The organism is Pseudarthrobacter sulfonivorans, from assembly GCF_031454915.1.
Classification (GTDB): domain Bacteria; phylum Actinomycetota; class Actinomycetes; order Actinomycetales; family Micrococcaceae; genus Arthrobacter; species Arthrobacter sulfonivorans_C.
The window spans coordinates 95,606-116,543 of the sequence record NZ_JAVDRS010000003.1 but is presented as its reverse complement, the minus strand read 5'-3'; the positions used below and the strand labels follow the sequence as shown (position 1 = coordinate 116,543).

Annotated in this window: 22 protein-coding genes; 14 read left to right on the top strand and 8 right to left on the bottom strand. The window is 66.8% G+C overall.

Annotated features, from left to right (window positions below; translation table 11 throughout):
• The first annotated feature begins 10 nt into the window (after positions 1–10).
• Both J2808_RS08460 and J2808_RS08455 read left to right on the top strand, forming a co-directional pair.
• A complete protein-coding gene (locus J2808_RS08460) occupies positions 11–364 on the top strand; it encodes a Rieske (2Fe-2S) protein (RefSeq protein ID WP_397428029.1) in 354 nt (117 codons plus the stop codon).
• Between the two features lie 188 nt (positions 365–552).
• Entirely contained in the window at positions 553–2,013 is a 1,461-nt protein-coding gene (locus tag J2808_RS08455) for an amino acid permease (RefSeq protein WP_309814577.1), read from the top strand.
• Positions 2,014–2,237: 224 nt separating this feature from the next.
• On the opposite strand, the gene J2808_RS08450 is transcribed toward J2808_RS08455, so the two are convergent.
• Together J2808_RS08450 and J2808_RS08445 are read right to left on the bottom strand one after the other, a co-directional pair.
• Positions 2,238–2,981 (bottom strand): dienelactone hydrolase family protein, encoded by a 744-nt coding sequence (locus J2808_RS08450; RefSeq protein WP_309814575.1) that lies wholly within the window; start codon positions 2,979–2,981, stop codon positions 2,238–2,240.
• A gap of 170 nt (positions 2,982–3,151) precedes the next feature.
• Entirely contained in the window at positions 3,152–3,325 is a 174-nt protein-coding gene (locus J2808_RS08445) for a CsbD family protein (protein ID WP_309814573.1), read from the bottom strand.
• A 132-nt stretch (positions 3,326–3,457) separates the two neighbouring features.
• On the opposite strand from J2808_RS08445, the gene J2808_RS08440 reads away from it, so the two are divergent.
• Positions 3,458–3,916, top strand: coding sequence for an SRPBCC family protein (locus tag J2808_RS08440; protein ID WP_309814571.1), 459 nt, complete (start codon positions 3,458–3,460; stop codon positions 3,914–3,916).
• A complete protein-coding gene (locus J2808_RS08435; protein WP_309814569.1) occupies positions 3,916–4,578 on the top strand; it encodes a pentapeptide repeat-containing protein in 663 nt (220 codons plus the stop codon). The genes J2808_RS08440 and J2808_RS08435 overlap by 1 nt, the downstream gene beginning before the upstream one ends.
• A gap of 14 nt (positions 4,579–4,592) precedes the next feature.
• Here the strand turns inward: J2808_RS08435 and J2808_RS08430 are convergent, their stop codons facing one another.
• Entirely contained in the window at positions 4,593–4,826 is a 234-nt protein-coding gene (locus J2808_RS08430) for a DUF6480 family protein (RefSeq protein WP_309814567.1), read from the bottom strand.
• A 76-nt stretch (positions 4,827–4,902) separates the two neighbouring features.
• Here J2808_RS08430 and J2808_RS08425 point away from each other — a divergent pair, with 76 nt between their 5' ends.
• A complete protein-coding gene (locus J2808_RS08425) occupies positions 4,903–5,511 on the top strand; it encodes a GNAT family N-acetyltransferase (protein ID WP_309814564.1) in 609 nt (202 codons plus the stop codon).
• Between the two features lie 24 nt (positions 5,512–5,535).
• On the opposite strand, the gene J2808_RS08420 is transcribed toward J2808_RS08425, so the two are convergent.
• Positions 5,536–6,354, bottom strand: a complete 819-nt coding sequence (locus J2808_RS08420; RefSeq protein ID WP_309814560.1) for an SGNH/GDSL hydrolase family protein — start codon at positions 6,352–6,354, stop codon at positions 5,536–5,538.
• A gap of 164 nt (positions 6,355–6,518) precedes the next feature.
• Here J2808_RS08420 and J2808_RS08415 point away from each other — a divergent pair, with 164 nt between their 5' ends.
• The 3 genes from J2808_RS08415 (at position 6,519) to J2808_RS08405 (ending at position 9,854) form a co-directional block, all read left to right on the top strand.
• On the top strand, positions 6,519–7,238 hold the full coding sequence (locus J2808_RS08415) for a tyrosine-protein phosphatase (protein WP_309814557.1): 720 nt from the start codon (positions 6,519–6,521) through the stop codon (positions 7,236–7,238).
• A complete protein-coding gene (locus tag J2808_RS08410; protein ID WP_309814552.1) occupies positions 7,235–9,271 on the top strand; it encodes a S1 family peptidase in 2,037 nt (678 codons plus the stop codon). The genes J2808_RS08415 and J2808_RS08410 overlap by 4 nt, the downstream gene beginning before the upstream one ends.
• Before the next feature lie 175 nt (positions 9,272–9,446).
• Positions 9,447–9,854 carry a VOC family protein gene (locus J2808_RS08405; protein WP_309814550.1) on the top strand — a complete coding sequence of 136 codons (408 nt, stop codon included), beginning with the start codon at positions 9,447–9,449 and terminating at the stop codon, positions 9,852–9,854.
• A 15-nt stretch (positions 9,855–9,869) separates the two neighbouring features.
• On the opposite strand, the gene J2808_RS08400 is transcribed toward J2808_RS08405, so the two are convergent.
• A complete protein-coding gene (locus tag J2808_RS08400) occupies positions 9,870–10,958 on the bottom strand; it encodes a S1C family serine protease (RefSeq protein WP_309814549.1) in 1,089 nt (362 codons plus the stop codon).
• 177 nt (positions 10,959–11,135) lie between these two features.
• On the opposite strand from J2808_RS08400, the gene pta reads away from it, so the two are divergent.
• The 4 genes from pta (at position 11,136) to J2808_RS08380 (ending at position 17,285) form a co-directional block, all read left to right on the top strand.
• The gene (pta, locus tag J2808_RS08395; protein ID WP_309814547.1) at positions 11,136–13,223 is read left to right on the top strand and encodes a phosphate acetyltransferase; all 2,088 of its coding nucleotides are present in this window, start codon (positions 11,136–11,138) and stop codon (positions 13,221–13,223) included.
• Positions 13,224–13,392: 169 nt separating this feature from the next.
• On the top strand, positions 13,393–16,155 hold the full coding sequence (locus J2808_RS08390; RefSeq protein WP_309814545.1) for a LuxR C-terminal-related transcriptional regulator: 2,763 nt from the start codon (positions 13,393–13,395) through the stop codon (positions 16,153–16,155).
• 151 nt (positions 16,156–16,306) lie between these two features.
• Positions 16,307–16,996, top strand: coding sequence for a hypothetical protein (locus J2808_RS08385; protein ID WP_309814542.1), 690 nt, complete (start codon positions 16,307–16,309; stop codon positions 16,994–16,996).
• A 43-nt stretch (positions 16,997–17,039) separates the two neighbouring features.
• Positions 17,040–17,285, top strand: a complete 246-nt coding sequence (locus tag J2808_RS08380) for a hypothetical protein (protein ID WP_309814539.1) — start codon at positions 17,040–17,042, stop codon at positions 17,283–17,285.
• Here the strand turns inward: J2808_RS08380 and J2808_RS08375 are convergent.
• The 3 genes from J2808_RS08375 to J2808_RS08365 all read right to left on the bottom strand — a co-directional run bounded on the left by J2808_RS08375 (position 17,282) and on the right by J2808_RS08365 (position 18,971).
• On the bottom strand, positions 17,282–17,560 hold the full coding sequence (locus tag J2808_RS08375; protein WP_309814536.1) for a hypothetical protein: 279 nt from the start codon (positions 17,558–17,560) through the stop codon (positions 17,282–17,284). The two genes, J2808_RS08380 and J2808_RS08375, sit on opposite strands and share 4 nt — an antisense overlap.
• A 110-nt stretch (positions 17,561–17,670) precedes the next feature.
• The gene (ykgO, locus tag J2808_RS08370; protein WP_309814533.1) at positions 17,671–17,793 is read right to left on the bottom strand and encodes a type B 50S ribosomal protein L36; all 123 of its coding nucleotides are present in this window, start codon (positions 17,791–17,793) and stop codon (positions 17,671–17,673) included.
• A gap of 62 nt (positions 17,794–17,855) precedes the next feature.
• Complete coding sequence (locus tag J2808_RS08365; protein WP_309814530.1) at positions 17,856–18,971, bottom strand: GTP-binding protein; 1,116 nt, start codon at positions 18,969–18,971, stop codon at positions 17,856–17,858.
• A 151-nt stretch (positions 18,972–19,122) separates the two neighbouring features.
• On the opposite strand from J2808_RS08365, the gene J2808_RS08360 reads away from it, so the two are divergent.
• Complete coding sequence (locus tag J2808_RS08360) at positions 19,123–20,283, top strand: acetate kinase (RefSeq protein ID WP_309814527.1); 1,161 nt, start codon at positions 19,123–19,125, stop codon at positions 20,281–20,283.
• Between the two features lie 75 nt (positions 20,284–20,358).
• Positions 20,359–20,919 (top strand): GNAT family N-acetyltransferase, encoded by a 561-nt coding sequence (locus tag J2808_RS08355; RefSeq protein WP_309814524.1) that lies wholly within the window; start codon positions 20,359–20,361, stop codon positions 20,917–20,919.
• The last annotated feature ends 19 nt before the right edge of the window (positions 20,920–20,938 follow it).

Sequence of the window (20,938 nt, the reverse complement as noted above, 5' to 3'; positions counted from 1 at the left end):
CGCCGATCCAATGAGTACGAATCCGGTGGGCGCGGCCAGCCACAACCTTGGCCCGGTGGACCAGATCCCCCTCGGGGAGGGCCGGGCATTCGGCGTCGACGGCGAGCAGGTGGCGGTCTTCCGGCTCCGTGACGGGTCCCTGCGGGCAGTGTCCGCCATCTGTCCCCACCGCGGCGGGCCCATCGCCGACGGCACCATCGACCAGCAGGTGGTGATGTGCCCGCTGCATCAGCACGCCTTCGAACTGGCCACCGGATGCTCCACCACGGGCGCCGAACCACTGCGCACCTACGGCGTCCAGGAGGACTCAGCGCAGAATATTGTTCTGCAAAACGGCCCCGGGGCAGGCAATAGTTTGGCTTAACCGGGGATGAATGTAGCCCGCGTCACTTGGTGCGGTTCGGGTCTTGTAGGATAGGAACGCCGCGCGAACTTCGACGCAACGAGACTTTCCATGCAGGAAATTCCTTCAAACACAGTGAAGGCGAATTTTCAGGATGTGAGTAGCTCAGCCAGGGGCGCCGGCCAATCCCCTACCCACAAGGAATTGTTGTGCCTCAAAGTACCCCCACAGAACTCGTGAGCCCAGCGGCGCCATCCGCCGTCGTCGACTCCACCCTCAGCGCCGAGGGCTACAAAAAATCCCTGAGCGGCCGCCAGGTGACCATGATCGCCATGGGCGGCGCCATCGGCGTCGGCCTCTTTATGGGTGCCGGCGGGCGCCTGGCCTCCACCGGTCCTGCGCTGATCTTCTCGTACGCCATCGCCGGCGTCATCGCCTACCTGCTGATGCGTGCCCTGGGCGAACTCATCATGTACCGCCAGACGTCCGGTTCCTTCGTCAGCTACGCCGGCGAAATGTTCGGCAAGAAGGGCGCGTACCTGTCCGGCTGGATGTACTTCATCAACTGGGCCATGACCGGCATCGCGGAACTCATCGCAATCGGGCTGTACTTCCAGTTCTTCTTCCCCAACGTCCCTGTTGAACTGTCCGCCATCGCGGCGCTGCTGCTGCTCGTGGGCGTCAACCTCCTGAGTGTGAAAGCGTTCGGCGAATTCGAATTCTGGGCCTCCTGCCTCAAGGTCGGCGCCATCATGATCTTCCTGGCCGTAGGCACCTTTATGGTCATCACCAACGCCCAGGTGGGCGACGGCAACGCCTCGGTCAATAACCTCTTCGCCGCCGAAGGTGGAATGTTCCCCAAGGGCGCACTGGTCATGATCCTGGTCCTGAACGCCGTGATTTTCGCCTACAACGGCATTGAGCTCGTCGGCATCACCGCCGGCGAAATGCAGAATCCGGCAAAGGAAGTGCCCAAGGCCATCCGCGCCGTCGTCTTCCGCATCGTGGTGTTCTACGTGGGTTCCGTGACCCTCCTGGCCATGCTGCTGCCCTCGGACCAGTACGTGGCCGGCACCTCGCCGTTCGTCACCGTGTTCGGCCAGATGGGCCTCGGCTGGATGGGCGACGTCATGAACATGATCGTCATCACCGCCGCACTGTCCTCCTGCAACTCGGGCCTGTACTCGATCGGCCGGATCTTCCGGACCATGGCCAACAACGGGCATGCTCCGGAGTGGCTGACCCGGATGTCCAAGAGCCACGTGCCGTACGCCGCCATCCTTGCCATCGGTGCCGTCTACCTCGTCGGAATCCTGCTCAACATCTGGCTGGGCGGCTCCCACGCTTTCGACCTTGCCTTGAACTCCGCATCAATCGGCGTGATCTTCACGTGGGGCGCCATCTTCGCCAGCCAGATCGCGCTGCGCACGAAGAAGGGCAAGGTCTCCTCCCTGCCCGCGCCCGGCGGAATCTGGAGCAGCTGGGCCGGCCTGATCGCCCTGCTGGCCATCACCATCCTGATCGGCTTCGACACCATGACCAGCAAGTCCGGCGAGGTCTTCCACCTCGGCCTCTGGACCCTGGCTACCATCCCGTTCTTCGCGCTGGTCCTGTGGCTGGGCTGGCAGAAGGTCAAGCACAACGAGCCCAAGAGCGAGCTCTTCAGCTAGGGATTTCTTGCGGCAGGTCGGTGGTTGAGCCTGTCGAAACCCCGACGACGGCGGGTCACCCTCTCAGGGGCGGCCCGCCGTCGTCGTACGTACCCCATCGATTGCTCCATAACCGCCGTTATGGGGCCTCAAAAGGGCCGAGGGCCCACACCGGCAGGGTTCCCTGGTCGAACTTGTGAGGCGAGGGGGCCGGTGGGGATCAATCGATGGGCCAGGGGCTGCGCTCAGGCGCGGGTGGCGTCCACGCTCTTGAGGTGCCGGGCGAAGTGGTCCTCGATCCGCTGCCAGGCTTCGGGGGCGGACTCCGGGTCCGGGCCGATGCCCATCACGCGCATCAGGGGCCGCAACATTGCCGGGCCCTCATCGGTTTCGTTGAGGAACGCGTGGCCGGCGGTGGGAAATTCCTTGACCGTGTTTTCGATGCCCAGGTTGTCCAGTGCCGTCTCCAGCTTGCGGGCCGCGCCTTTGAGCGTGACGTCCCGGCCGCCGAAGTTGCCCACGATGGGGCAGGCGCCGCGGAGCGCACCCTCCATGTCGCCGGGCAGCCGGCCGTAGTTGACCGACGCTGCGTCAAAGCCGTCGCGGGCCACCAGCAGGGCGAATCCGCCGCCCATGCAGAACCCGATCACACCCGTTTTGCCGGTAGACAGCGGTGAAGTGGCCAGCCAGGTCCGGGCCGTGGCCAGATCGGTGAAGGCCCGGCCGCTCCCGGTGATCATGCTCCGCATGGTGCTGACCAGGCAGCGCCGGGCGCCGCCGTCGCTGAACAGGTCCACCGCCAGCGTCAGGTAGCCGGCGTGGGCCAGCCGGTCCGCGTGTCCGCGAATCGGGTCGTTGAGGCCGAAGGCTTCGTGGATCATCAGGACGGCGGGAAAGGGTCCGGCTCCGGATGGGGTGGCGAGATACCCACCCAGCGAAGGCGAGCCGCCGGCGGCAGCACTTTCGGCGCTCAGGTCGACGTACGTCATGGGGCAAGGGTAGCGCCGCCGTGGTGCATCGATTGCTCCGTAGGCGCCCTTTAGAAGCTGCTAAAGGGCGCCTACGGAGCAATCGATGGGAAAACGGCAAAAGGATGGCGGCGGATCCCCCATGGGAATCCGCCGCCGCCCGGTTCTTGAGAAGCCCGGTTCTTGAAGAACTAGTCCTTGAACGTGTCCTTGACGTCTTCGCCGACCTTCTTGGCGTCAGCCTTGACCTGATCCGCCTGGCCTTCAGCTTTCAGCTGGTCGTTGTCGGTAGCGTTGCCGGCAGCTTCTTTGGCCTTGCCGCCCAGGTGCTCTGCTTCGTTGCTGATCTTGTCTCCGAGGCCCATGATCTCTGGCCGCCTTTCGTTTCCCGTTGATCCAACAGTGCCTTTTCACAATAACACAAAGCATGCTTACCATTTCAAGCCCCCGCTGGCGGTCGCCTGTCGAATGTCGGTGGCCCCGGCTAGGCTCGATGCATGGACCACTCAACAAGCCTGACCCAGCACATCCATGCCAGCCCGGACAAGGTCTGGGCCGTCATCTCGGACATCCCGGGCTCTGCTGCCACCCTGTCCAGCATCGAGGCCGTCCAGATGCTCAGCGACGGACCCTACGGTGAGGGGACACGCTGGAAGGAAACGCGGAGGATGATGGGCCGGGCGGAAACGGTTGAAATGTGGGTGAACCAGGCGGATCCGCCCCGCACCACCACCGTCAAGGCCAATCAGGGCGGGGCCGACTACACCACCCGCTTCAGCCTGGCCGAGCGGGACGGCGGGACAGACCTCACGGTGACTTTCGGCGCCGACGTGGTCAACCCCACCGCGCTGAGCAAGATCTATATGGCCGTGTTCGGCAAGCTCGGCATGAGCATCACCCGCAAGGCCTTGGCCAAGGATCTGGCGGAAATCGCGGCCAAGGCCGAATCCCTGTAGTGGCGGCGAAGCAGCCGAAAGTCACCGCTCCCCGCGTTAGCGAGATCCGCTTGGAGGACTTGGCTGAGGATCCAGCCCCGGATTTCCGGCGGGGTGAGAAGTACGACGGCGTCCGGTACAGCCGTGTGGCCGCGGACGGTCTGGAGCTGAGCGGCACCGACTTTGCCGAGTGTGATTTCCAGGGCGCCTCCTTCAACGACACCCAGCTCCGCGGGGCCGGCTTCCGCGATTGTGTGCTGTCCGAGTTGTACGCCCCTGTGTTCCGGGCGGCACGTTCCACCTGGCGCGACGTGCACCTGAACAACCCCCGGCTCGGGTCGGCTGAACTTTACGAGAGCGGTTGGCAGTCCGTGCGGATCGACGGCGGCAAGCTGGACTTCCTCAACCTTCGGGGAGCCAAGCTGACGGACGTCCTGATCACCGACTGCATCATCAACGAGCTTGACCTGGGTTCCGCCGCCGGGACCAGGGTGGCGCTGAAGAACTGCACCATCGGAACACTGGACCTCACTGGTGCCCGGTTGAAGGATTTCGATATCCGCGGCACGGATTTCAGGACCATCAGCGGGCTGGGCAGTTTGGCCGGCGTGGTGATCGATGATTACCAGTTGAGCCTGCTGGCCCCGCTCCTGGCAGGGCACTTGGGCGTAGTCGTCGCCTGACCAACGGCCAGCGGTCAGTCGAAGAATCCCACGATGTACCCAATGAAAAAGAGCAGGAACAGCAGCACTCCGCCCGCGATGGCCGATATCCAAAAGACCTGCTGGCCTTTTCCGGAGCCTCGCTGGGTTGGCTCATGAGTGCCTGCCACCGAGCCCTCACCGGGCGGGGTTTCGCCGGGAGGAACACCGCCGCCCGGTTCCAGGCCCGTGATCTTGTCGTCCTGCGGATCGGGGTTAGGTCCTGTCACGATAACTCCCTCGTCTCGGCGTCCTGATGGTGTCCCCAGAGTAACCGGCAGCAGTTGATGGGCCTAGGCTGGTGCCGTGAGTTTTCTTGAACCTGTGACCCTGACCGGCCGGCACGTCATCCTTGAGCCATTGGGATATGAGCACCACGATGGCCTGGTGGCCGCAGCCCGGGACGGCGAGCTGTGGCAGCTCTGGTACACGTCCGTTCCCACCCCGGACGGGATGGCCGCGGAGATGGACCGCAGGCTGGCAATGCAGGAGCAGGGGTCCATGCTGCCGTTCACCACCCGTCTGATCGATCCCGCCACGGGTGGTCCGGGCCGGATCATCGGCATGACGACGTACTGCAATATCGACGCCGTCACGCCCCGCGTGGAGATCGGCTACACGTGGAATGCCGCGTCAGTCCATGGCACCGGCACCAACCCGGACTCCAAACTGCTGTTGCTGGGGCACGCCTTCACGACGCTGGGCTGCGTGGCAGTGGAGTTCCGGACGCACTGGCTTAACCACCAGTCCCGCGAGGCCATTGCCCGGCTAGGTGCCAAGCAGGACGGCGTCCTGCGCAGCCACTCGCGCACCGGTGACGGCGTACTCCGCGACACAGCGGTGTTTTCCATCCTGGAGCACGAGTGGCCCATGGTCCGCAACGGGCTCGAACACAGGCTTGCTAAGCACGCGTAGGAGTGCTTGGCGAGTCATGGGATTTCAGTTCAGAGACAGGTCAAAAGCGTTCTGGCCGACCAAGGATGCATAGTAGCCGTGCCTATAGCCCTCTCCGTTGGGGTGGAAGTTGGCGGGATCCTGGATGCCTGCCGCGCTGAAGTTGATCCACGGCTCCGCTGAACCAATGCCGTGGGCTGCGAAAGCTCCGGACACATCAACGAAATCTGACCCGGTTGCGTCTGCAACACCCGAGATGACACGGTTCAACCCATCGGCCAAAGGATTCGCCACCGCGGCAAATGGGTGGCCGGGGGCAAAGAGCCGCGGATATCCAGTGAAGACGACCTTGGCTGTAGGGGATTTTGTCCGGATGGCTGCCACCACTTCAGCCAGCGACAAAGCGAAGCTGTCGCTCTCGAGCTTTGTCCTGACTGTTGCCGCGGCCCTCCCGCACTCTACTGACTCCGGCGCCGGCAGACACACCATAAGCACCTCAGTGGTGCCGAGGTCGTTCCCGCCGACCGTAACCGTGACAATTTTCGTGTCGCTGCCAACTGAGGCATGCGCGTCAGCGACGACATCCTTAATCAAGTGACCGGAGCACCCCGCGTTTGTCGTCAGCTTGATGTCCCGGCGGTTGTCAGCAATCTCCGGATAACCCTTGCGGCTTACGAAGCAGTTTTGGTCTGTATACGGGACTGCACCCTGGCCGGCCGCGAAGGAATCACCTAGCGCGACGTAGTCGGCCGTCGGCGGCGGAGCCGCCTGAGCCGGAACGGCCGCGAAGCCCAGCGCCATTGCCATGGTGGCGAGGCCGGCCGCACAAGCCGAGAGCCGCCGTCGTACTGCCTGATGCATCATGATTGTCCCCTTGATCAATCGGCCCTTGGAATGAGGGCAGGTAATCGCCCACGCTACGCGTGGCCGGGCGGCCGCGTCATTGCCCGTAACTACCCTCATTTCGGACCCGGGTTTCCCCCTAATGGCGGCGTGCAGCAAGCACGCACGTGTGGTTAGCTGTCCGGGTGGATAAATCAGGGGCCGTGGGCTGGGACGGAGCCGTTAATGCCTGGCACGTCGCCGGCGGCGTCTACCGTATGGGCCGCCGCGAATGGCTCACCGCAGCCGGGTGGCGGCAGGCGCACCACGACGGCGTCCGCACCGTGGTGGATCTCCGGCACCCCCGCGAGGCGCGGCGCCGGGACACCGACCCGGCCGTGCCCGACGATGCCCTGGCGGGTGTGAACATCGTTATCGCCCCCACCGAGGAGCCCGACGATCCGAGGTTCACCGCCGTCTGCGGCCCCTACCTCAACGATCCGGCCCATTACCTGCACAACGTCAGGCTCTACCCGGAAAAACTCGTCGACGTCTTTCGCACCATATCTGAGGCCGCAGCCGGCGCCGTGGTTGTCCACTGCGCTGCCGGACGGGACCGCAGCGGGATGGTGGCCGCCATGCTCCAGGACCTCGCCGACCACCCCGACCACCGCATCGCCGACGGCTACGCGAAAGCGGCCCGCGGCATTAACGAGCGCTACCGGACGCACGGGCCTCCCCACGAGCGGGAACGCTACCTCTCCGAGGCTGAACTGACGCCCTTGCTGGAGGAACGCGGCCGGTCCGTGGTGAAGTTCGTCCGGGAATTGAACACTCGCACGTTCCTGCTGCAGAACGGCCTCCGGCACACCGAACTGGACAACATCCTGCGACTGCTCGACGCAGATCACCAGGGCAGCAGATGACTAGAACAACAGTGAAGGCGGCCGGTTTGAAGCGCGTATTGGGAGCAGCAGCGGCCGCCGGTATGGCACTGGCCGTTGGGTTTGGGGGAGTCCCGGCGTCTGCGGTTGCGCCGGACGTTTCGTCACTGGAAGTCCCGTCGCCGGAGGCAGTGGAAAGCCCGACGGCGGGTAGTGGCCTTTCGGAGGCGCACCTGTCCGAGGCCGCCCTCCGGGATCTTGGCCTGACGCCCGAGGAATTTGCCGCCGCTGGCCAGCTGGGCAAGCAAGCCGCCGAGGTCGCCGCGGCCCTGCGCGACGTCCCTGGCTACCTCGGAACGCGGCTCGAGGCTGGCAGCATTCTGATTGCCGGTAGCGGTCAGGACCTGGAAACTGCGGTGGCTGAACTCGCGGTGACCATCCCGGCGGTGACCTTTGAGGCGGCGCCCGCCGCGCCGCCGTCGGACGCGTCCGCTGATGTCAGCGGCACCCCGGCCACGTCCGGCACACAAACCCCAACCGGTACCGAGCTCGCCCACAGCACCCAGCAGCTGTACCAGGCCTACCTCCGCGACGTGGGACCCGCAGGGCTCCAGGCCGTGGCCTACACCGGCAGCTCGTTTGTCATCCGAACGGGCGGAATCAACAGCGCCCAAGCCGGCACTGATGGCGTCCAGGACGGCGGGCAGGATGCAGTAGGCCCGGCCAACCCCGCCGCCGAGGGCAAAATCTCGGCCGAGGAATTTGTGGCCCGTTACGCCAACGTTGAACTCGATGCCGGCGTACGGCTCGCGCCCGAAGCGGACGTCCCCGGGGGTTTGGGCTACGCGGCCGACACCGGCTACATCTGCTCCACCGGTTTCGCCGCCTTTGACCCGGCGGGACTTCCCGCCGTCCTCACCGCCGGCCACTGCACCAATGACGGCGCTGCACAGTCCGCCACGCTTCATTTTCAGGGGGTGCCCGCCGGGCTGCTCGGAGACTTCGGATTCAGCCAGTTCGGCGGAACCGGAAATTCGCCCGTCCTGAGCCCTGGCGACGATGCGGACCCCGGCAACATCGGAACAGACATCGCCGTGATAGAAAACCTGCGCGCCGACCTGGACCCGCTGCCGGCCGCCAGCACCTGGGGGGACACCTCAGAATCCGGCCCGGACGTGAAGGTCATCGGAACCGCCGCCCCCGTTTTGGGCATGCCGGTATGCCGCTCCGGACGGACGTCCGCGTGGTCCTGCGGAACCATCGACGAGGTGGGGATTTTTGTGGTCCCGGGGCTTGACTACCCTACCGACCACCTGGACTTCAGGGCATTCACTGGCTTCCTGTCCTTCGGTGTCCAGTCCAGCGGCGGGGACTCCGGAGGACCTTGGCTCAGTGGAAATTACGCGGTGGGCACGCACTCGGCAGGGGAAGAAGCGCCCAGGCCCAACGAGGCACCACCGGTGAACTTCGCCGTGGCGGCCACGCTCGAGGATGCGCTCGCCATTCTCCCCGGCCATCAACTCGAACTCTTCCTCAACAAGCCCACGGTGACTTCGCCAGCCCCCGGTGAAGCCTTCAGCGCCGGACAGGCCATCACCGGCCTGGTGGCCGCGGCTCCGGCGTCGGCCGTCGCAGCCGGTTCGGAGGTCAGGATTACGGTGGCCGGCGAGGCGCCATTTGAGGTCCCCGTAGATTCGGCCGGTGCGTGGTCGTTTACGGCTCCCGCCGTATCCGGGCCGCTGCGTTTCACTGCCGAAACGGTCAACGGGTTCAGCGCGTCGGGGTCCCGGGCATTTGAGTTCGCCGCCCTCCCGCCTGCCACTACCGGCACACAGCCGGAGCCGGCCACGGAACCCCCAGCCCCGGCTGGGGTGCCCGCCGCGGGCGGTGCGCCGGCTTCCCTCAGCAACAGTGCCGCAGTCGTCCTTCCGCTCGCGGCTGACCCGCCCGCAAACCTGGCCAACACGGGTGTGTCCGGGCTCATCCTGGCCGCCGGCATCGCGGCCGCTGCGCTGGCTGTCGGCGGTCTGCTGTTGGCGTTTGCCAGGCGGAAGCGGCACCCCAAAGCGAAGTAGCCACCCCCACGCACGCTCTCTCCCCTAATGCGGGTTATTTCGGCACCCTCTTGCACTTCGGCCTGTTGCCGCGGCCGTCACTGGGACAGCGTCTGATTAGGGAGGCAGGCGGGGGCCTTCGGCGGATCTTTCCGGGCCGCCCGGGCGTAAAATTTCCACCGTAGGAGGTGGCGAAATGACCCTAGCGATGACCACAGCCAGAACCATCCTGCCCGTCGATGACGCGGCCCGAGCCCACAATTTCTACACCGAGAAACTGGGCCTTCCGCACCGCGGGATGACAGAGGATGGAAGCGAATTGCTCGGCAGCGACGGCGGCCCGATGCTGCAGTTGAAGCCGGTCTCGGACGGAAAGCATTCCGAGCACACCGCCCTCAGCTTCGAGGTGCGCGATATTGAGCGGATTGTGCAGGACATGGAGGCCAAGGGCGTCCGATTCCAGGATTATGACCTGCCCAACCTGAAAACCGAAAACCATATCTGCACCACGGACTCCGAGAAGTGCGCCTGGTTCATGGACACCGAACACAACATCCTTTGCGTCCACGAAACCCTTGGCGGCGAGCCCGAATACCAGCTCTGACCGCTCACCGGACGGCTACCGGCCGGTGTTTCCGGCCGGCCGTTCGCTGAGTTCAACCTTGGCATCCAGGCTCTCGCCGCCACGCCTGACCTTGAATCCGACGGTGTCGCCCGGGCTGCGGCTCCTGAGTTCGGCCAGCAGCTTCTCCGGGGCGGACAGCGCCACGCCTTCCATGGACTCAAGGACGTCGCCCGGGCGGATGCCGGCGCGTCCGGCCGGGCCCTCCGCGTCCACGGACAGGACGACCACGCCGGTGCTTACATCGATGCCTAGCTGCTGGGCAATGGGCCGGGTCAGTTCGCCCGGCGTGAGACCCGCGTACGCGTGCTCGGCTGTGCCGTCGGCCAGCAGCTCTTCAGCCACTTCTACGGCGGTGGCCGCCGGGATCGCGAAGCCCAGGGCCACCGCACCTGCCGTAGGCGGGATGTAGGCCTCGCTGATGCCCACCACTTCACCGCGCATATTGATCACGGCGCCACCCGAGTTGCCCGGGCTGATGGGCGCGTCGGTCTGGATGAGGTCCACCAAAGACAGGCTGTTCCGTGCCGAGCCCGGGATGGACCGGTGGAGGCCCGAGATGATTCCGGCGGTGGCGGTATTTTCGAAGCCGAGGGGCGAACCCAGCACAACGGCACCCTCACCTACTTTGGGTAAGGCGGTCTGGAAGGTGGGTTTGGGCAGGCCCTTCCTGGCGGCCTGGACCAGCGCCAGGTCCGTTACGGGATCGGTGGCTTTGACGGTGCCAGCAACGCGCTGGCCGTCAGCGAAGGCCACCTCCACCTCGGTGTTGCCCCGGACCACGTGCTCGTTGGTCAGGATGAGGCCGTCTTCGGAATAGACCACCCCACTGCCCACGCCGCCGTCAATGAAAATGGTCACGACCGACGGTGCCAGGTTCTCCACGATCTGCGTGATAGACGAGGCCGCGTCAGGGTTGGCCGGGCCGGGCAGCGCACCGTCGCCGGTGGAAGCAGATCCGGCAGTGACGGGGGGAGGGGCCGGCTCTGGCTCGCTTATGCAGGCGGAAAGCCCCACGACAGCGCTGAGCACCGCTGCGAAGGACGCGGCCCGACGGCGGCGCAATGAGCCTGATGATGGTTTCATCGACAACCTCCAAATGGACGTTGGCTCTATCTCTCCACGGTAGCGCCGGCTGTAATGCGCCGCCAGAGCAAAGGCTGGCGCTGCCGAGTGGAGCCCACGCGGCTGCGGAGGGGCCTGTGCCGGGCCCGGAAGTGCAAGGATGGTTGGTACCGGCACCAGCACAGCAAAGGGCGGACCATGGCCAAAGGCATTTACGTCAGCGCAACCACTCCGGGCTCGGGCAAATCCCTTGTAGCCCTGGGCCTCGCGGACACCCTCCACCGGCACGCGGACCGGATCGGCTTCTTCAAGCCGGTGGTCCACGGCCCGGACGCGGCCGAGGATCCCATGGTGGCACTGATGAAGGCCCGTTTCGGGCTCGACGACGACCGGTGCCGCGGGGGCCTGACGTCCACCGAGGTGCGTGCCCTCCTCGCAGACGGAAAACGCGCCGAGATCGATGCCCGCTGCGTGGAGATCTTCGCCGACATCGCCAAGGAATGCGACGTGGTGATTGTGGAGGGGACGGACCTGACCGGCCAGGACGCCGCCGTCGAGTTTGACCTCAACGCCCGACTGGCCAACAACCTGGCCGCGCCCGTGGTTGCCGTGGTGGGCGCCAAGGGACTCAGCGTGGCCGAGGCGGCGGCCGCCGTCGAGGTTGCCCGCAAGGAGCTGATCGCGGAGAAGTGCGCGCTGCTGGCCATCATGGTGAACCGCGCCGACCCGGAGCTGGTGGACAGGATCGCCGCCGAGGTGACGGTGGGCGCCTCCGGCCGGCCCGTGTATGTCCTGCCCGAGCTGGAGGAGATCGCCAGGCCCACCACGGGCGAGGTGGCCGCGGCGCTCGGCGTGCGGCAGATCGCCGGCCGCGCCGACATGGAACGCGACGTGCGGGACATCAAGGTGGCGGCCATGAACGTGGGCAACTTCCTGCACGTGCTGGACGAGGGTGCCCTGGTGATCGTTCCCGGCGACCGCGCGGACGTGATGGTGGCCTGCCTGGCGTCCTCGTTCTCGCCGGAATTCCCGGTGCCGTCGGCGCTGATCCTCACCGGCGGGCTGGCCCCGGACGCCAACATCCTGCCCCTGCTGGCGCAGTCTCCCTTCCCCATCTTTGCCGCCGGCGAGGACACCTACACCACGGCCAAGCGCGTCTCCGAGGTCCGCAGCGAGATCTGGTCCGGGCACCGCCGCAAGGTGGCCTCCGCCCTGGGCCTGTGGTCCAAGCGCGTGGACGAGGCCGAGCTGGTGGAACGCCTCCACCTGCCCCGTTTGGAACGGATGACCCCGCTGCGGTTCCTGCACGAGCTCATCGAACGGGCCCGCGGGCAGCGCCGGCACGTGGTGCTGCCGGAGGGAACGGACGTGCGGATCCTGCGCGCGGCTGAAATCCTGCACCGGCGCGACGTCTGCGACCTCACCCTGCTCGGGCCCGAATCGGACGTGCGGGAGCTGGCCGCGGCCAATGGCATCGACCTGTCCGGGATCAACATCGTGGATCCGGCCACCTCGGAGCTGCGCCAGGGGTTCGCCGAGAAGTACGCCGAGCTGCGGGCGCACAAGGGCGTGGACCTGCCCAAGGCGCTGGAAACCATGCAGGACGGCAGCTACTTCGGCACCATGATGGTCCAGCTGGGCGTGGTGGACGGGATGGTATCCGGCGCCGCCCACACCACCGCGCATACCATCCGGCCCGCGCTGGAGTTCGTGAAGACCCGCGAGGGCGTGAAGATCGTGTCCTCGGTGTTCCTCATGCTGATGCCGGACCGCGTGCTGGTTTACGGCGACTGCGCCGTGAACCCGGACCCCAACGTGGAACAGCTGGCGGACATTGCCCTGGCCTCGGCCGAAACCGCGGCGCAGTTCGGCGTGGAGCCGCGCGTGGCCATGCTGTCCTATTCCACCGGCGGCTCGGGCTCCGGCGAGGCCGTGGACGAAGTCCGGCAGGCCACCGAACTGGTGCGGACGCGCCGCCCGGATCTCGCCGTCGAAGGCCCCATCCAGTACGACGCCGCCGTGGACGCCTCCATCGCGGAGTCCAAGATGCCGGGCTCGTCCGTGGCCGGACAGGCGACCGTGTTCATCTTCCCTGACCTGAACACCGGCAACAACACGTACAAGGCGGTGCAGCAGAGCTCCGGGGCGGTCGCCGTCGGGCCCGTCCTGCAGGGGCTCCGCAAGCCGGTCAACGACCTCTCCCGTGGCTGCACTGTGGAGGACATCGTGAACACGGTGGCCATCACCGCGATCCAGGCCCAGGTGCCGGCCCCGGCGGCCGTTTAGGGTGAGTGTCCGACGGCGGACAGCAACGCGGGGTCACTTGACGCCCCTTCGGGAGGGAACTTTGGGCGTTAAGTGACCCCGCGTTGGGGTTAGGGGTTTTTACAGGCCCAAACGTCCGACGGCGGCACCCGGGTTGGGTTCCGCCGTCGCCTAGGCTGAACGGGATCACATGAAACGTTCGATGATGGCCACCAAGCTGTACGTCCCCGCGCCGCGTCGGGGTTTTGTGGCACGCCCCCGGCTGCGTGAGAAGCTGCGCCTCGGCTCGGACTCGGGGCTGACGCTCGTGTCTGCCCCTGCGGGATTCGGCAAGACCGCCCTCCTGGCCGACTGGCTTGGTGACGCAACTGTCCAGGAGCGGCGCGTTGCCTGGCTCTCGCTGGATGCGGGTGACGGCGAGCCGGCCACATTCTGGAGTGGCGTTATCACCTCGCTCCAGAGCGCGGTGCCAGGGGTTGGGTCCACGGCGCTGGAGCTCATCGGGTCCTCGCCCCTGGCCACTGAGCTGGTTCTGACCACCCTCGTGAACGACCTCGCGGCGGCGCCCCAGGACGTGTGGCTGGTGCTGGACGATTACCACACGGTGGACAGCCAGGCCGTGGGCACCGGCCTGGCCTACTTCCTGGAGAACCTTCCGCCGCAGGTCCATGTTGTGGTGAGCACGAGGTCGGACCCCGACCTGCCGTTGTCGCGCTGGCGGGTCAGGGGAGAGCTGGCGGAGATCCGCGCCGCAGACCTGCGGTTTACCCCGGACGAGACCGCGGCCTACCTCAATGGGGTGGCGGGGCTGGACCTGGCGGCAGAACAGGTGAATACGTTGGACCAGCGGACGGAGGGCTGGATCGCCGCCCTTCAGCTCGCCGCGCTCTCGCTCAGGGATCGTGAGGACGCGGCCGCATTTATCGAACGCTTCGCCGGGGACCACCGCTACATCGTGGACTACCTGGTGGAGGAAGTGCTGGAGCACCAGCCGGACGCCGTGAGGAGTTTTCTGCTCCACACCGCGCTCCTCGACAGGCTGACAGGGCCGCTCTGCGATGCGGTCACCGGCCGCGACGACGGAGGCACCATGCTCCTGACCCTGGAGCGGGCGAATCTTTTCGTTGTCCCGCTGGACGACCAGCGCGAGTGGTACCGCTACCACCACCTCTTCGCCGACGTCCTGCGGGGCCGCCTGCTCAGCGAGGAACCCGCGCAGGTTCCACTGCTGCATCGGCGCGCAAGCCACTGGTACGAGTCCCACGGACACGTTGAGGACGCCGTCCGGCATGCCCTCGCCGGCCAGGACTTTGACCGCGCGGCCCACCTGGCGGAACTGGCCGTGCCGATGCTCCGGCGCAGCCGCCAGGACGCCGTGCTGTTCGGCTGGCTGAAGGCCCTTCCGGACGCCGCGATCCGGCGCAGCCCCCTGCTGAACGTCTTCTACGGCGGGATGCTGATGGCCTCCGGCGACCTGGCCGGGGTGGAGCAGCGGCTCGACGACGCCGACCGGGCGCTCGCAGAGGCGCAACGCCCGGCGGCTGGTGCGGCCGCTGCCGGGTTGGAAGGGGCCGAAACCCAGGAGCTCCAGATGCTGCCGGCGACCATCGCCATGTACCGGGCCTCGCTCGCCCAGGCCAGGGGCGACGTGGCCGGCACATCGGCCCATGCCCGGCGCGCGCTCGACATGGCCGGCCCGGACCACCATTTCGCGCGGGGCGCGGCGGCGGCTTTCCTGGGGCTCGCGGCCTGGGCGGACGGCGATGTGTTGGGCGCGCTTGAGACGTTCACGCAGGCTGTGGCGAGCCTGCGTGCGGCCGGAAACCTGCTGGACGAGCTCAGCAGCACCGTCATACTCGCCGACATGTGGCTGGCGGCGGGCCGGCCCGGCGAAGCGCGCCGGATCTGCGGGAACGCGCTGCGGCAGGCCGACGCCCGGGGCGATTCCATGATGCGGGCAAGCGCAGAGCTGCAGGTGGCACTGAGCGAGATCTGCCGGCAGGCTGGGGACCTCAGCGACGCCAATAGGCACCTCGAGACGGCCTCCGCGTTCGTTGAAAAAGGGCCCATGACCGAAAGCCGCTACCGGTGGTTCGTGGCCAGTGCGCTGGTGGCCCAGGATGAGGGGCCGGACCTCGCCCTCAGTTATCTGGACCAGGCAGCGGAACTTTTCCGGCCGGGGTTCTTCCCGGATGTACGGCCCATTCCTGCCATCAAGGCCCGGGTCTGGGTACGCCAGGGCAACTTGTCCGAGGCCGCCAGCTGGGCGCGAGCGGCCGGGTTATCGGTCAGAGACGACGCCAGTTACATGCAGGAGTACAGCCACCTCACCCTGGTGCGGCTGCTGATTGCGCAACAGCATGCCCACCCGGACACGAACGCGGCCGCAGGTGCCGTGGACCTGCTGGACCGGTTACTCGCCAGCGCCACGGACTCCGGGCGTGGGGGCAGCGTGGTGGAGATCCGCATGCTGCAGGCTCTTGCGCACGACGTGCTGGGCCATCGCCGTCAGGCCCTCGAGGCGCTGGGGGCTGCGTTTGCCGGATCGCCCGAACCGGACGAGTACGTGCGGCTGTTCCTGGACGAAGGGCCGCCCATGATCGAGCTGCTCCGTGAGGCCGCGAGTGAAGCCATGCATGACGCGCCGGATACTGCAACGCACGACGCCGCCGCTGCCGCCCACGCACAGCGTCTCCTCACCTTGGGTGCGCCTTCGGAACCGCAACCTCCGCGCCCAGCCGAGCGGCCGCCGTCGGACGTTGACCCGCTGAGCGAGCGGGAGCTGCAGGTCCTGAGGCTCCTCGACAGCGAGCTGAGCGGCCCGGAGATCGCCCGGGCCCTGTTCATTTCGCACAACACGGTGCGCACGCACACCAAACACATCTTCACCAAGCTTGGCGTCACCAGCCGCCGGGCGGCGGTCAGCCGTGCGCGCGACCGCGGCCTGATGTAGCCCGCCCAACAGTTTTACGCCGCCAGTTTTTCGCCGCCGGCTTTCACCCCGTCAGTCACATCATGGGGTGATGCCGGCTCACACCACCGGTCCCTACCTTTGAGTTATCCGGCCGCGCCCGCCGCCGGAAGCAGACCCAGGGAGCCCCCTCATGCCCATCACCACCACCAAACTCACCCGCTGGGCCGGCCTGTCCGCGGCCGCCGCGGGCCTGCTGTTCATCGGTGTCCAGATCAACCATCCCCACCTGGATGCCGAGTTCGCCACCACCACCGAGTACGCGGTCCGGCAAAGCCTGAAAGTGCTTATTGCTGGCCTGTCACTCGTCGGCATCACCGGCATGTACCTGCGCCAGGTGGCCCAGGCCGGAGTGCTGGGGCTGATCGGCTACCTCGTGTTCGGTGCGGGCTACCTCATCATGATCAGCATCGAAGTGATCGGCGCGGTGGTCCTGCCCACGCTGGCCCGAAGCACGCCCGGGTACGTTAACGACGTTTTTGCCACTGTCCTGGGGGACCCTGTGAGCGGCGACATCGGTGCGATGCTGGGCCTGAATCTGGCCGCCGCTGTCACGTTTCTGGGGGGCGGTCTCCTCTTCGGCATCGCACTCTTCCGCGCCAGGGTGCTCGCCCGGTGGGCCGCAGCGCTGCTCGCCGCCGGGTCCGTGGCAACGCTCCTCCTCCCGCTGCTGCCGCAGGTCAACGACAGGCTGTTCGCCCTGCCGATTGGCGCCGCCATGATCGGCCTGGGCTACTCGCTGTGGAGCGGACTCCGGACGACGCCGGCACGGACTGTGCCGGGCACCGTCGGCCCGGCGGTCCAACCGGAGGGAGCGAAGTGATCCGGAGTAAGGCCAGCGGCGCGGCTGCGCGGCCAGGCGCGTCATGACTGCGTGGCCAAAGCAGGAGGTGCCCACGCAATACGAGATCCGTATCGGCGGGCACCTTGACCAGCACTGGTCTGCCTGGTTTGACGGCCTTGCGCTGACCCATGAAAGCGACGGCACCACACGGCTCCGCGGTTTCGTCGCCGATCAGGCAGCGCTGTATGGGGTGCTCACGAAGGTCCGGGACCTGGGTGTTGTGCTCATCTCCGTGGAGGCCGTGGCCCCAAAGGTTGAAGGGCCCTAGCTGTTTTCGGGCTTGGCCAGGCTGTCCGGGTCCTCCTGCTTGGCCGGCTCATCGGACAGCCCCTCGGGCGTGAGGTCAAGGTTCTCCGGATTCTCGGGCTGTTCCGGGGCCTCGCCTGTTTCCTTGGCTTTGGGCTGTCCGGTGTCGTCCAGGGCCGGGTTGGCGCCCTCGACGCCGGAGGGGTCCTTGGTGCCTGATCCTGTGGGGCTCGGGCCTGTCTCGTCGGAACCGGGGGTGCTGTCGGTGTTGTCGGGCTGAGTGGTGTCGTTCGGCATGGAAGTCCCTCTCTGCGTGGTGCAACGTGATGTAGTGCAACGTGTCCGCCGACTCTAAGCGCCTGCCGCTGCTGGCGCAACGGCAGGCGCGGCTGAGCCCGGCCGCAGGCTCAGCCCTGACGGGCCTTCATCCTCGGGTTGTTCTTGTTGATCACAAAGATGCGGCCCCGGCGTCGGACGGTCTGGGCGCCGGGAAGTTTCTTCAGGGCGCGAAGGGAATTTCTGACTTTCATGGCTTGCTCCTTGTGCGGTGGCTTGTTCGGTTGTTTGTTCGGTGGCGGTTGTTAGGGGTGGGTCAGGACGGGGCGGGGTCCAGCCGGAACGGATCGGCCGGCCCGGCGAACCCGGCCTCCATCTCCGCGTCGGTGAGTTCGCAGGCGGTGAGCAGCTGTTCAATTTCTGCCGGGTCCATGCCTTCACCGGTCGCGGCCAGCACGCTGCCGCGGTCCCCGTGTTCCGGATGCCAGTCCAGGTGGGCATCTACATGGTTGAGGGAGTCGGGAGCCGCGCCGGCGTCCCGGTCTGCCAGCCACGGTCCGGTATTTTCGAGCCAGACACGGGGGCCGATGCCTTGGATGGCGATGCGGCACTGCGGTGCGGCGGCGATCCAGAGGCGCCCCCGCAACCAGCAGCACCCTTCCGCGAGGGCCGTCAGGGCGTGCCGGAACCGCTCAGGGTGCAGCGGACGCCGGGCCCGGTGCGTGACCGTGGTGAACGGTGAGGTTGAGGACGACGCCGGGATCCGAACCGTACCGGGGGCTGTCCGGCCCAGGGCGTCCTGGTAGTCGTGGCGGCCCGGGCGGATAAAGGCGGCCTTTTCCACCACGTCAGCGTGCGGAGCCAGTTCCCTGACCAGTTGCGTGCCGCGAACGCGCAGGGCCGGGTCGGCCGGAAAAAGGTCCACCTCCACCAGCAGGACGGTGTCATTGAACTGCAGCTCGCCGATGAGGAATTCACCCGCCGTGCGCTGGTCTTCCGGGACCGGGGTGAATCCGGATTCAAACAGGGTGTGGTGGTCCCATAGGTGGTCCTCCAGCGTGTCAGCAGCGCAGGCAAGGACCGCGGAATCAATCGTCACCGGACGGGAAAGGCCCCGCCGCAATGCCCCGATCGCGGCCTCCGCGGACACCGCCGGCGGAAGCCCGATGATGGCCTTGGTCTCCCCGCGTTCCAGCAGCCGCTCGATGGTGGGCACCAGGTCCAGCCGCACGGTGCAGCTGAGGCAGCCGTGTTCCAGCTGCGTCTCGGCGCGCTCCACGAGCCCGGAATGGCTTGAGATTCTGCGGATGACCACGCCGTTCTCCAGCAGGTCGTGCAGGACCACCACCGCGCCGGGGTTGGCCGCGGCCGCGTCATGGCAGGCCTGCTGGCGGCACAGGGCGTCCAGGGAACTGATCACAGTGAGATGCATGTCCATCACTCTAATGAGAATGATTCTCAAAAACAACCCGCCGTGCCTGAAGCCCAAGGTCTGCCCTGCATGGGGGATGGGAAGCCGCCCAACTGTCGCCGGCCGCACCTATAGTGGCAGTATCCACGCCAGCACGTCCCAGGAGGCCCCCATGCTTGTGCTCGTCATCAATTCCGGCTCATCCTCGCTCAAGTACCAGGTCCGCGATGTGGCTGCCGGCAGTGTGCTGACCGAGGGGCTGATCGAAAAGATCGGGATGGGCAACGGCGGCGATGGCGACGGCGAGATCGAGGGTCCGCGGGACCATGCGGAGGCGCTGGAGCAGGTGGACGCGGCCATCCATGCCGAGCTCGGCGACCTTGAGCTCGGCGCCGTTGGGCACCGTGTGGTGCACGGCGGGGAGCGGTTCGCCGAGCCCGTCCTGATCGACAACGAGATCACCCGCGCCATCGAGCGGCTCAACCCGCTGGCCCCGCTGCACAACCCCGCCAACGTCCTGGGCATCCGCGCCATCACCAAAAAGTGGCCGGACCTGCCGCAGGTTGCCGTGTTCGACACCGCCTTCCACCGCAGCCTGCCCGAGCACGCCTGGCGCTACGCCGTCCCGGACTCGCTGTACACGAACCACGGGATCCGGCGCTACGGCTTCCATGGCACCTCGCACGAGTACGTCACCCACCGCGCCGCCGCGCTGCTGGATCTCCCGGTGGACGAGTTCGACGGCGTCATCGCCCACCTGGGGAACGGCGCCTCCGTCACGGCCATCCGGGGCGGCAAGTCCGTGGACACCTCCATGGGTTTCACCCCGCTCGAAGGCCTGGTGATGGGTACCCGCTCGGGCGATCTGGACCCGTCCATCCTGGTGTTCCTCGGCCGGTCCGGCTGGACCCCGGAGGACATCGACACCATGCTCAACCGCGAATCAGGTCTGAAAGGCCTGGCCGGCAACAATGACATGCGCTCCGTGGTGAACGCGTCCGAAGCCGGCGACGCCAAGGCCTCCATGGCGCTCGCGGTCACCTCCTACCGGCTGGCCAAGTACATCGGCGGCTACCACGTGGCCGTGGGCGGCGCCAAGGCGCTGGTGTTCACCGCGGGCATCGGCGAGAACTCACACCAGTTCCGCGCCCTGGTCGCGGACAAGCTGGGTGCCCTGGGCATAGCGCTCGACGCCGGCCTGAACAGTCAGCGGTCCAAGGAACCGCGGGTCATTTCCACACCCGGGTCCGCCATTCCTGTTTTGGTGGTGCCCACCGACGAGGAACAGGCCATCGCGGAGGCGACTGCCGCCGTCGTCCGCCCCGCTGGCTGAGCACGCCGCCGGTTGCGGAGCGAAACCCTGATTTCGACGGGCTCAATCACCGCACCCATGGCGTAGCCTCGGTTCATGCCGGACATTGCGCTGCCCATCCACACCGACCGCTTGATCCTGCGCCGCTTCGACGGCCACGACCTTGACGCCTTCCATGCGTACCATTCGCTGCCGGAGACCGCCCGTTTCCTGCCCGGCCCGGCCAAGAGCTTTACCAAGTCCATGGAGTCCGTGGGCAAGTACGCCAACTTTGTCTTCGACAAAGAGGGCGACTGGGTCTGCCTGGCCATCGAGGCAACCGGGTCGCCGGGCCTGGTGGGTGAAGTGGTGCTCAAGTGGTTGCCGGGCTGCGGTCAGGCCGAGATCGGCTGGACGCTGGCGCCGGAAGCGCGCGGCAAGGGCTATGCCACCGAGGCTGCGGGAGCTGTGCTGGAGCTCGGCTTCGGGGAGCTGGGCTTCCATCGGATCGAGGCGCGGCTGGACGCCCTCAATTATGCATCGGCCGCCATGTGCGAACGGCTCGGCATGCGGCTGGAAGCACGGCACCTGGACAAGTGGCACTACAAGGGCCAGTGGGCCACCGAACTGGTCTACGCGATCCTTGTGGACGAATGGCGGGCGCGGGTGGCTGGGTAACCCGGTTTCGACAGGCTCA

What these genes read in the sequence shown, in the direction of transcription:
- J2808_RS08460 (WP_397428029.1), top strand. Translation starts at nt 11, where the DNA reads ATGAGTACGAATCCGGTGGGCGCGGCCAGCCACAACCTTGGCCCGGTG.
- J2808_RS08450 (WP_309814575.1), bottom strand. Translation starts at nt 2,981, where the DNA reads ATGACGTACGTCGACCTGAGCGCCGAAAGTGCTGCCGCCGGCGGCTCG.
- J2808_RS08445 (WP_309814573.1), bottom strand. Translation starts at nt 3,325, where the DNA reads ATGGGCCTCGGAGACAAGATCAGCAACGAAGCAGAGCACCTGGGCGGC.
- J2808_RS08440 (WP_309814571.1), top strand. Translation starts at nt 3,458, where the DNA reads ATGGACCACTCAACAAGCCTGACCCAGCACATCCATGCCAGCCCGGAC.
- J2808_RS08420 (WP_309814560.1), bottom strand. Translation starts at nt 6,354, where the DNA reads ATGATGCATCAGGCAGTACGACGGCGGCTCTCGGCTTGTGCGGCCGGC.
- J2808_RS08410 (WP_309814552.1), top strand. Translation starts at nt 7,235, where the DNA reads ATGACTAGAACAACAGTGAAGGCGGCCGGTTTGAAGCGCGTATTGGGA.
- J2808_RS08405 (WP_309814550.1), top strand. Translation starts at nt 9,447, where the DNA reads ATGACCCTAGCGATGACCACAGCCAGAACCATCCTGCCCGTCGATGAC.
- J2808_RS08400 (WP_309814549.1), bottom strand. Translation starts at nt 10,958, where the DNA reads ATGAAACCATCATCAGGCTCATTGCGCCGCCGTCGGGCCGCGTCCTTC.
- pta (WP_309814547.1), top strand. Translation starts at nt 11,136, where the DNA reads ATGGCCAAAGGCATTTACGTCAGCGCAACCACTCCGGGCTCGGGCAAA.
- J2808_RS08390 (WP_309814545.1), top strand. Translation starts at nt 13,393, where the DNA reads ATGAAACGTTCGATGATGGCCACCAAGCTGTACGTCCCCGCGCCGCGT.
- J2808_RS08385 (WP_309814542.1), top strand. Translation starts at nt 16,307, where the DNA reads ATGCCCATCACCACCACCAAACTCACCCGCTGGGCCGGCCTGTCCGCG.
- J2808_RS08380 (WP_309814539.1), top strand. Translation starts at nt 17,040, where the DNA reads ATGACTGCGTGGCCAAAGCAGGAGGTGCCCACGCAATACGAGATCCGT.
- J2808_RS08375 (WP_309814536.1), bottom strand. Translation starts at nt 17,560, where the DNA reads ATGCCGAACGACACCACTCAGCCCGACAACACCGACAGCACCCCCGGT.
- ykgO (WP_309814533.1), bottom strand. Translation starts at nt 17,793, where the DNA reads ATGAAAGTCAGAAATTCCCTTCGCGCCCTGAAGAAACTTCCCGGCGCC.
- J2808_RS08365 (WP_309814530.1), bottom strand. Translation starts at nt 18,971, where the DNA reads ATGCATCTCACTGTGATCAGTTCCCTGGACGCCCTGTGCCGCCAGCAG.
- J2808_RS08360 (WP_309814527.1), top strand. Translation starts at nt 19,123, where the DNA reads ATGCTTGTGCTCGTCATCAATTCCGGCTCATCCTCGCTCAAGTACCAG.
- J2808_RS08355 (WP_309814524.1), top strand. Translation starts at nt 20,359, where the DNA reads ATGCCGGACATTGCGCTGCCCATCCACACCGACCGCTTGATCCTGCGC.